The organism is Kitasatospora sp. NPDC004669, assembly GCF_040609455.1.
Lineage (GTDB): Bacteria > Actinomycetota > Actinomycetes > Streptomycetales > Streptomycetaceae > Kitasatospora.
The window spans coordinates 1-9,500 of record NZ_JBEXKB010000144.1 but is presented as its reverse complement, the minus strand read 5'-3'; the positions used below and the strand labels follow the sequence as shown (position 1 = coordinate 9,500).

The following is a 9,500-nucleotide window of genomic DNA, read 5'->3' as shown; positions in this document are numbered from 1 at the left end:
TTCCGCGCGCTGGGCAAGCGCTTCGGCAAGGGCGTGCAGGACGTCGCCAAGGCCGTCGCCGCCGCCGACGCCGCCCGCCTGGCCGCCGAACTGCGTGCGAACGGCCAGACCGGCGTCCAGCTCGACGGCGAGACGATCACCCTGTCCCCCGACGAGGTCATCATCACCGAGACCCCGCGCGAGGGCTGGTCGGTGGCCTCCGACTCCGGTGCGACGATCGCCCTGGACCTGGAGATCACGCCGGAACTCCGGATGGCCGGCCTCGCCCGGGACGCGATCCGTCTCATCCAGGAGGCCCGGAAGAACAGCGGTCTCGACGTCGCCGACAAGATCGCGCTCTGCTGGACCTCCACCTCCACGGAAACCGCAGAGGCCCTGACGGCCCACGGGACCCTCATCGCCGAGGAGGTCCTCGCCGCCGACTACCTGCAGGGCGAGGGCGACGACGCGTACGGTTCCCCCTTCACGGATGACGGCCTGGCTCTGACCTTCCGCCTCCAGAAGGTCTGACGGCCGACGGCGATCCGAGGGCCGGCAGTGCGGTCCGGAGCCGATTCGGGCTCCGGACCGTCCCGGTCCTCGGCCGTCCGGCCGGATGTGTCCGAGCGACCCCCGGGACCGGCGCCGGCCAGGCCTCCGGTCACGAACCGGGAGTTTTGTGACCGGTGAAGGCCTGACCGGCGAAGGCTCACCGCTGCCGTCGGTCCGCCCGAACGGGCCGCCCGCGCTGACGGGTTCCTACCCGGCCGATCGGCTCGGCGGCGTAGCCTTCGTGCATGGCAGAGAGCAAGGTCCGGAAGGCGGCGGCGCCGAAGGCGAAGCCTGCGGTGAAGCCGAGGAAGCCCGAGTCCCGGCTGGCGATGGTGCGGCGGGCCCGGCGGATCAACCGTGAGCTGGCGGAGCTGTACCCGTACGCGCATCCGGAGCTGGACTTCGAGAACCCGTTCCAACTGCTGGTGGCCACCGTGCTGTCCGCGCAGACCACCGACCTCCGGGTGAACCAGACCACCCCGGCGCTGTTCGCCGCGTACCCGACGCCCGAGGACATGGCGGCGGCGAACCCGGAGGAGCTGGAGGAGATCATCCGCCCGACCGGCTTCTTCCGGAACAAGGCGAAGTCGCTGATCGGCCTCTCGATCGCGCTGCGCGACGAGTTCGGCGGCGAGGTCCCGGGCCGGCTGGCCGACCTGGTGACCCTGCCCGGTGTCGGCCGCAAGACCGCCAATGTGGTCCTCGGCAACGCCTTCGGGGTCCCCGGCATCACCGTGGACACCCACTTCGGGCGGCTGGCCCGGCGGTTCGGCTGGACCGCCGAGGAGGACCCGGTGAAGGTCGAGCTGGCCGTCGCCGAGATCTTCCCGAAGTCGGAGTGGACGATGCTCTCGCACCGGGTGGTCTTCCACGGCCGCCGGATCTGCCACTCCCAGAAGCCCGCCTGCGGGGCCTGCCCGATCGCGCTGCTCTGCCCCGCGTACGGGGAGGGCGAGACCGACCCGGAGAAGGCCCGCAAGCTGCTCAAGTACGAGATGGGCGGCCAGCCCGGCCAACGCCTGAAGCCGCCGTCGGACTTCCCCGGCGAGGCCGCCGCCCGGGCCGACGCCGCCGCCCACCAGGGGCAGGTCGCGGACCTGGCGGTGGGCGCATGATCAAGGGGGCCATCGAGAGGAACGGCCTGCCGGACTGGCTGGAACCGGTCCGGGACGCGGCCGAGCGGGTGCTGCCGGAGCAGCTGAGCCGCTTCCTGCCGCCGCGCGAGGGCGGTCGGGCGGCGGCGGTGCTGATGCTGTTCGGCGAGGGACCGGACGGTCCGGACCTGCTGCTGATCGAGCGGGCCCGTTCGCTGCGCTCGCACGCCGGTCAGCCGTCCTTCCCTGGCGGCGCGCTGGACCCGGAGGACGGCGACCCGGACGGTCCCGGCCCGGTCGCGGCGGCGCTGCGCGAGGCCTGGGAGGAGACCGGCCTGGACCCGGCCGGGGTACAGGTCTTCGCGGAGCTGCCCCGGCTGTACATCCCGGTGAGCAGCTTCGTGGTGACCCCGGTGCTGGGCTGGTGGCGCGAGGAGTCGCCGGTGCGCCCGGTGGACCGGGGCGAGACCGGCGCGGTGTTCCGGGTGACGATCGCCGACCTGGCCGACCCGGCGAACCGGGTCCGGCTGCGGCACCCGTCCGGGCACATCGGGCCGGCCTTCGCGGTCGCCGGGCGGTTGGTCTGGGGGTTCACGGCCGGGGTGATCGACCGGGTGCTGCACCACAGCGGCCTGGAGCTGCCCTGGGACCCGTCCCGGGTCGTCGACCTCTCGGACGAGGCGCTCGCGCTGGTCCAGGGGGACCTCGAACACTCCCGCGCCCTGCCGGGTGGCGACGTCGGCACCTCGTGACGGGCCGTCGGCGCGGCCGGTCCGCGAAGCGTGGGAGGGTGTCAGGGTGAACGTCCTGGATGTGCTGCTGATCCTCGCCGCCGTCGGATTCGCCATTTCGGGCTACCGGCAGGGCTTCGTGGTGGGTGTCCTGTCGCTCGTCGGCTTCCTCGGCGGCGGTCTGCTGGCCGTCCAGCTGCTGCCGCTGCTGCTCGACCACCTCAGCCCCGGCACCACGGCCTCGGTGGTGGCCGTCGTGGTGGTGATCACCCTCGCCGCGATCGGCCAGGCGATCACCGCGCACTTCGGCTGGAAGCTGCGCGGACACATCGACCGCCGCCCGGCCCGGGTGCTGGACGCCTCCGGCGGCGCGGTGGTCAACGTGATCTCCATGCTGCTGGTGGCCTGGCTGATCGGCTCCGCGCTGGCCGGCACGTCCCTGCCCACGGTCTCCAAGCAGGTCCGCTCCTCGGCGATCCTCGGCGGCGTCCAGAACGCGCTGCCCGGCGACGCGCCGAACTGGTTCTCCGACTTCTCCAAGGTGCTCGCCCGCAACGGCTTCCCGCAGGTCTTCAACCCCTTCGAGCACGAGCCGATCACCCAGGTCGACACCCCCGATCCGGCGTTGGCCGGCAGCGCGGCGGTGGCCAGGGCCCGGCAGAGTCTGGTCAAGGTGGTCGGCACCGCGACCTCCTGCGGCAAGACATTGGAAGGCAGCGGCTTCGTCTTCGCCCCGCACCGGGTGATGACCAACGCCCACGTGGTCGGCGGCGTCGACGAGCCGACCGTGCAGATCGGCGGCGTCGGCCAGCTGTACGACGCGACGGTGGTCCGCTACGACTGGCAGCGCGACATCGCCGTCCTGGACGTGCCCAAACTGAACGCGCCCCCGCTGACCTTCGCCGGCGAGGCCAAGACCAACGACAGCGCGATCGTCGCGGGCTTCCCGGAGAACGGCGCCTTCAACGTCCAGCCGGCCCGCATCCGCGGCCGCATCCAGGCCAACGGCCCGGACATCTACCACCGCGGCCAGGTGGTGCGCGACGTCTACTCGGTGCGCTCACTGGTCCGCCAGGGCAACAGCGGCGGCCCGCTGCTCACTCCGGACGGCCAGGTGTTCGGCGTGGTGTTCGCCAAGTCCCTGGACAGCGCCGACACCGGGTACGTGCTGACCGCGGCCGAGGTGCGCGAGGACGCGCAGGCGGGCAGCGCCGCGAACACCCGGGTGGACACCCAGGGCTGCGCGCTCTGATGCTGATCGTTTCATCCTGACGCCGATCGTTTCGTCGGCGCGGGATCCGTCGCACCGTCAGTCCGCTCTGGTAGTTTCGGCCGCGCTCACCCGTTCGGCTCAACCGGGCGCCGTCCCGGAGTGAGCTCAACGGGAGGTCGTGGTAGTCCGATGATGGGTCATTCGCACGCGGTGAGCGGGGCGATGCTGTACGCGGCGTCCGCTCCGTTCCTGCCCCCGCTGCTGCTGCACACCAAGCTGGAGCCGGCGGACATACTGATGGGCACGGTCCTGTGCGCTGGGGCGGCCCTGCTGCCGGACCTCGACCACCACGACGGCTCGATCGCCAACTTCCTCGGCCCGGTCTCCAAGGCGCTCTGCCGCTTCGTCGCCTGGGCCTCCGGCGGTCACCGGCACGCCACCCACTCGCTGCTGTTCGTCGCGCTGATGGGCGGCGGCACCTGGGCCGGCGTCACCTTCCTGGGCCGCTACTTCACCCTCGGGCTGACGTTCTTCCTGCTGGCGCTCGCGGTCCGGGCCCTGCGGCTCTGCCCGCCGAGCAACGGCCCGGAGGCGTGGATCACCGTCATCGGCCTGTCCGCGCTCGGCACCTTCGGGATGAACGCCTGGATGCCCAATTCGCCCGGCTGGCTGCCGTACGCGGTCGGGCTGGGCACGCTGGCGCACCTGCTGGGCGACTGCCTGACCAAGAAGGGCGCACCGCTGCTGTGGCCGCACAAGGAGCGCTACGAGATCGTGCTGATCAAGCGCAGCGGCAACGACGTCGAGACCAAGGTGCTGGTGCCGATCATGTCGGTGGCGACCTTCGTCCTGCTCTGGTTCACCGCGCTGTCACCGATCACCAATTGACCGGCTGTTGATCGACTGTACTGAGCGGCGCGAGGCCTCAGGTCTCGCGCCGCAGTCGTGCGCCCACCCACCGGGCGCGCCGGCCGAGGATGCGCGGGATGCCGAGCTGCCGCTGCACCCCCCGCTGGCGGCCGTCGAGGCCGTCGAAGCCGAGGTCCTCCGCCCAGTCCGGGCGGGGCGCGGAGCGCTGGGGGCTGTTGTGGCGTCGGCCGCGCGGGGCGCCGCCGCGATCGGGCATCCAGGTCATACCGGAATGGATGCCCCTGGGTCGGTGGGGGTAACCGCGCCGGGTCCGTCGAAATTGGCCTATGCGCTTGTCATATGAGCGTCATGACAGGGGAGTTGGGACCAACGGCCCTCCCGCGGAGCCCGACCGACCCTTGTCCGGTCACTCCTTGTGGCGGCCCACCCAGTCCAGCAGCTCGGCGGTGAACTCCTCCGGCGCCTCCTCGTGCGGGAAGTGCCCGACCCCCGGCAGCAGCCGCCAGCGGTACGGCGCCGCCACGTACTCGCCGCCGCCCATCGCGGTGCGCGACAGCAGCACCGGGTCCGCCGCGCCCTGGACGTGCAGGGTGGGCGCGGTGATCGGCTTCTTCATCCGCCGAGCGAACTGGATGCCGTCCGGCCGGGCCATCGAGCGCAGCAGCCAGCGGTACGGCTCGATCGAGCAGTGCGCGGTGCTGGGGATCTGGATCGCCTGCCGGTACGCGTGCACGGCTGCCTCGTCCAGCTTGGTCGGCCCGGTCCACTCGTCCAGGTAACGTCCGACCAGCGCGGCGTCATCGGCCACCAGGCGGCGTTCCGGTATCCACGGCCGCTGGAAGCCCAGCACGTGGTCGAAGGCGGCCATCTGCTTGCGGTCGGTCAGCAGCGCCCGGCGCAGGTCCCTGGGGTGCGCGGCAGAGACCACGGTGAGGCTCTGGATCACCGACGGGCGCATCACCGCCGCCACCCAGGCCAGGGTCCCGCCGGAGGCGTGCCCGACCAGGTGCGCCCGGCGTTCGCCGAGCGAGCGGATCACACCGGTGATGTCCAGGGCGAGGTTGCCCGGGTCGTAGCCGCGCGGGGTACGGTCGCTGCCGCCGATGCCGCGCAGGTCGAGCGCCACCGCGCGGTAGCCGGCCGCGGCGAGCGCGGTCAGCTGGTGGCGCCAGGCCCACCAGTACTCGGGCCAGCCGTGCACCAGCAGCACCAGCGGGCCGGAGCCCAGCTCGGCGATGTGGAAGCGGGCGCCGTTGGCCGCGAGGTCGCGGTGCGTCCACGGACCGGACCGCCGGATGCCCCAGGCCTCCGCAGCGGCCCCGCCGCCGTGCCGTCCGACGCCGGGGGCGTCATCGGCGGACGCCTGGCCGGGCTGCTGTCCGACGGTCTCCGGTCCAGTGGTCTCCGGCCCGGCAATCTCCGGTCCGGGCTCCTGCCCCGGAGCCAGCTCGGAGTCGGGGCCGGAGTTGGGGCCGGAGTCGGGGCCGGGGCCGGAGTCGGCGGACGGCTGCGCGGGCGCGGGCTTCTGGTCAAGCGGCATACCGAGAGCGTGTCACATCCGTGCACCGGACACGTGCCCGGCACTCGTTGTCGGTGGGCCCGAGTACGTGTCCTGCGGGGTCCCGAAGGGTCCCGCGGATCAGGGGCCGTTACGGGATGCGGCCCAGGCCCCGGTCGATCTCCTCCTGGGTGGCCGGGCGCGGCCGGACGTTCTTCAGCACCTCGGCGGTCTTCTGGACGCCTTCGATGGTGCGCTCCGGCTTCTGCATCTTCTTGAAGATGCGCACGGCCACGAACGCGACCAGCGCGGCGATGAGCACGTGGAAGAGGGCCGAGAGGGCGAACGCCCCGCCCAGCGGCACGCCCAGCCAGTGGATGAAGTAGGCGAGCGCGATGCTCGCCATCGGAATGGCGGCCAGGCCGATCACCCCGGCGACGGCGAAGAAGATGCCGCCGGTGGCGCCGCGCTTGACGTCCGCTTTGATCTCGGCCTTGGCGAGCGCGATCTCGTCGTGGACGAGCGAGGTGAGGTCGGCGGTGGCCGCCGCGAACAGCTGCCCCACCGAACGCTCGCCCTCGTAGGGCGCCCGGCCGTTGCTGGACGGGTCTGCGGCTCCTGCGGGCATCAGCGGTTCTCCTCTGCGGCTGCTGCGGCGTGACGCCGTCGCGGGTGCGGTTCCGGTGCCGGTGGGGGTTCCGGAGGCGTCAGTGGGTTGTCGACAGCTCAGAATCATGCCCCTACCGGTCAGTCGGACACCACTCCGGGGCCCGCCGGGAGGACGTGTCCCGGTTGCGGAAAGTGTTCCGAGCGCCTTGGGGCGGCCTTCGGGAGGGCCTCCGGGAAAGGCCTCCGGGGCGGCCTTCGAGACGGCTCGGGGAGGCCTCCGAGGGGCTCAGCGGCCCGGTTCGGGGCGCTCGCCGGGCAGGTCCTCGGTGGGCTCGGAGACCCGTGCCCGCCAGGCCGGGTCGTCCTCCTGGTAGATGTCCGGGATGCCGTCGCCGTCCGTGTCCCGGCCCTCCTCCTCGCACAGCGCGCGGTAGTGCCGGTTGCGCAGCTTGAGCAGCACGGTGGCGACCAGCGCGCAGAGCAGTGAGCCGACCAGGACGGCGGTCTTGGAGCGGTCGGTCAGCGTCGGGTTGTCCCGGAAAGCCAGTTCGCTGATCAGCAGGGAGACGGTGAAGCCGATGCCGGCGAGCACCGAAACGGCGAACAGGTCGGCCCACTTGAGCTGCGGGTTCAGCTCGGCCCGGGTGAACCGGGCGGCCAATCGGGTGCCGCCGAATATGCCCACCGTCTTGCCGACCAGCAGGCCGATCACGATGCCGAGCGGGGTGGCCTGGGTGAACACCTCGCGCAGCGTCGGGCCGGAGATCGTCACCCCGGCCGAGAACAGCGCGAACAGCGGGACGGCCAGCCCGGCGGAGATCGGGCGGACCAGGTGCTCGATGTGCTCGCCGGGGGAGTGCTCCTCGTCGCCCTCCCGGTGGCAGCGCAGCGTCAGGCCCATCGCGACGCCCGCCACCGTGGCGTGGATGCCGCTCTCGTGCATCAGCGCCCAGACCACCACGGCCAGCGGCATGAACAGGTACCAGCCCTTCACCCCGCGCCGGTGCAGGAACCAGAACAGCACCAGGCCTGCGAAGGCCAGGCCGAGCGCCCAGAACTTGATGCCGGAGCTGTAGAAGATCGCGATGATCAGGATCGCGATCAGGTCGTCGACCACCGCCAGGGTGAGCAGGAACGCGCGCAGCGCCGACGGCAGGTGACTGCCGACCACGGCCAGCACACCGAGTGCGAAGGCGATGTCGGTGGCGGTGGGGATGGCCCAGCCGCTGGGGTGGCCGCCGCTGCCGGAGTTGACCAGGACGAACAGGATCGCGGGCAGCGCGACGCCGCAGACGGCGGCGATCACCGGCAGCAGCGCGGCACTCGGGGTGCGCAGCTCGCCCGCGACGAACTCGCGCTTGAGCTCGATGCCGGCCACGAAGAAGAAGATCGTCAGCAGGCCGTCCTTGGCCCAGTTGGCCAGGGTGAGATCGAGGTGGAGCGGGGTGGACGGACCGATGGTGTAGTCGAGCACGCTCTCGTACGAGTGCGGCCAGACGTTGGCCCAGATCAGCGCGACCCCGGTGGCGGTCAGCAGCAGCATGCCGCCGACCGTCTCGGTGCGCAGGGCGTCGGTGATGAAGGTGCGCTCGGGCAGTGACAGCCGACCGAGAAGCTGCCGGCGGCGGGTCGTCGGCTTGTGGACGGGCGGCTGGTCGGTCACGCGGGACCTCCTGAGGGGCTGGGAGCGGCAACGGTTGCACGGGTGGTGCAGTTGCCGACCAGACTTCCCGGCGCGCCCTGTGACGCCCGGATTCCTACTCGAGGATCTTGATGCGTCCTTAACAGTCTAGCGGGACGTTCAGATGGCTTCCGGATTGTCCTATTCAAGGACTTAAGCCCTGCGGGTCGGTTCCGCACTCCTGAGGAGCAGCGGCCCGGTACCCGAACGGCCTCAGCCGCGTGCGGCCGGGTGAACGCCTCCGTATCGTCGGTGGTGGGGGCCGCCCGGTTGCGGGACGGCGCGACTTCCCTGTTTTTTGCTGGAGGCACGACCATGCCCGGTCGCGGCATCACCGTGACCGAACCGCCGCTCTTACCTGGTGATCCCGTTCCCGGTGATTCCGGCCCTGGTGATTCCGGCCCCGGTGATTCCGGTTCCTGGTGATCCCGTTTCGGGTGATCGCGTCTTGGTGCGCTCGCCGGGCCGGACGGCTTGTTCGGTGAGCCTGTTCGCGATGCGCTCGCCGATCCTGACGGCCCGGTGGTCCCCGGTCGGGAGGACGCCGCCAGGTACCGGCGCGGCCGCCAGATGCCGTCCCTCCGGCTGTCCGCCCTGCCGGGCGCGACCCCGCTGTGCTCGACCGCCGATGACATGCTCCGCTACCTGCAGGCACACCTGCCGCTGGACGCCGTCGCGCCTTCGCGCCGGCCCGCCGGTGTGCTGCCCGAGCGGGTCGGAGCGGCGGCGCTACGGACGGCGCTCGGCGAGATCCGCCGACCCAGGGTCGGGCGGCGCCGGGGCGGGGCCACCGCCGGGGAGGTCGGTGGGGAGGTCGGAGCCTCCGCGGGGTTGGTGTTCCACGCCGGGGCGACTCGGGGGTCCGCCGCCTTCATGGGGTTCGGCCCGCGGGCCGAGGTGGGGCCGGCGGTGCTGGCCGGGGCCCGGGCGACGCGCGGCCCGGGCTTCGGCCGCAGCGGTACGGGACGCTGCGCACCCTGGTCGTCCGGCGCGAGGCCGCGATCGTCGCGAGGCCCTGATCGCCCGCCGAGGGGCGTGACGACGGGGCCCCGGGCGGTGGTGTCCGCCCGGGGCCCCGGTCACTGCGTCGGCGTGTTCAGCCGTCGCTCAGTGCGCGCAGATGTTGCTCAGTGCGTGCAGCCGTTGCCCAACGTGTTCAGCCGTTGCTGCCGGAGGGCGGGAGCTGGGCCTGGATCTGGCTCATCACGGTGCTGTCGGCGAGGGTGGTGGTGTCACCGACCTCGCGGCCCTCGGCGATGTCGCGCAGCAGACG

Annotated in this window: 9 protein-coding genes; 5 read left to right on the top strand and 4 right to left on the bottom strand. The window is 72.3% G+C overall.

Annotated features, from left to right (window positions below):
* The 5 genes from ABZW30_RS45580 to ABZW30_RS45560 form a co-directional block, all read left to right on the top strand.
* On the top strand, positions 1 to 510 hold a 510-nt coding region (locus ABZW30_RS45580), incomplete at its 5' end, for a DUF5915 domain-containing protein (protein ID WP_355677237.1).
* A gap of 266 nt (positions 511 to 776) precedes the next feature.
* The gene (nth, locus tag ABZW30_RS45575; RefSeq protein WP_355677236.1) at positions 777 to 1,646 is read left to right on the top strand and encodes an endonuclease III; all 870 of its coding nucleotides are present in this window, start codon (positions 777 to 779) and stop codon (positions 1,644 to 1,646) included.
* Entirely contained in the window at positions 1,643 to 2,377 is a 735-nt protein-coding gene (locus tag ABZW30_RS45570) for a CoA pyrophosphatase (protein ID WP_355677235.1), read from the top strand. The genes nth and ABZW30_RS45570 overlap by 4 nt, the downstream gene beginning before the upstream one ends.
* 46 nt (positions 2,378 to 2,423) lie before the next feature.
* Positions 2,424 to 3,608, top strand: a complete 1,185-nt coding sequence (locus ABZW30_RS45565; protein WP_355677234.1) for a MarP family serine protease — start codon at positions 2,424 to 2,426, stop codon at positions 3,606 to 3,608.
* Between the two features lie 150 nt (positions 3,609 to 3,758).
* Positions 3,759 to 4,457, top strand: coding sequence for a metal-dependent hydrolase (locus ABZW30_RS45560; protein WP_355677233.1), 699 nt, complete (start codon positions 3,759 to 3,761; stop codon positions 4,455 to 4,457).
* Positions 4,458 to 4,494: 37 nt separating this feature from the next.
* Here ABZW30_RS45560 and ABZW30_RS45555 read toward each other — a convergent pair whose 3' ends face one another.
* The 4 genes from ABZW30_RS45555 to nhaA all read right to left on the bottom strand — a co-directional run bounded on the left by ABZW30_RS45555 (position 4,495) and on the right by nhaA (position 8,209).
* Complete coding sequence (locus tag ABZW30_RS45555) at positions 4,495 to 4,704, bottom strand: hypothetical protein (protein ID WP_355677232.1); 210 nt, start codon at positions 4,702 to 4,704, stop codon at positions 4,495 to 4,497.
* 141 nt (positions 4,705 to 4,845) lie between these two features.
* Positions 4,846 to 5,979 (bottom strand): alpha/beta hydrolase, encoded by a 1,134-nt coding sequence (locus ABZW30_RS45550; protein WP_355677231.1) that lies wholly within the window; start codon positions 5,977 to 5,979, stop codon positions 4,846 to 4,848.
* Positions 5,980 to 6,088: 109 nt separating this feature from the next.
* A complete protein-coding gene (locus ABZW30_RS45545) occupies positions 6,089 to 6,565 on the bottom strand; it encodes a phage holin family protein (protein ID WP_355677230.1) in 477 nt (158 codons plus the stop codon).
* Positions 6,566 to 6,832: 267 nt separating this feature from the next.
* A complete protein-coding gene (gene nhaA / locus ABZW30_RS45540) occupies positions 6,833 to 8,209 on the bottom strand; it encodes a Na+/H+ antiporter NhaA (RefSeq protein WP_355677229.1) in 1,377 nt (458 codons plus the stop codon).
* Positions 8,210 to 9,500: the final 1,291 nt, after the last annotated feature.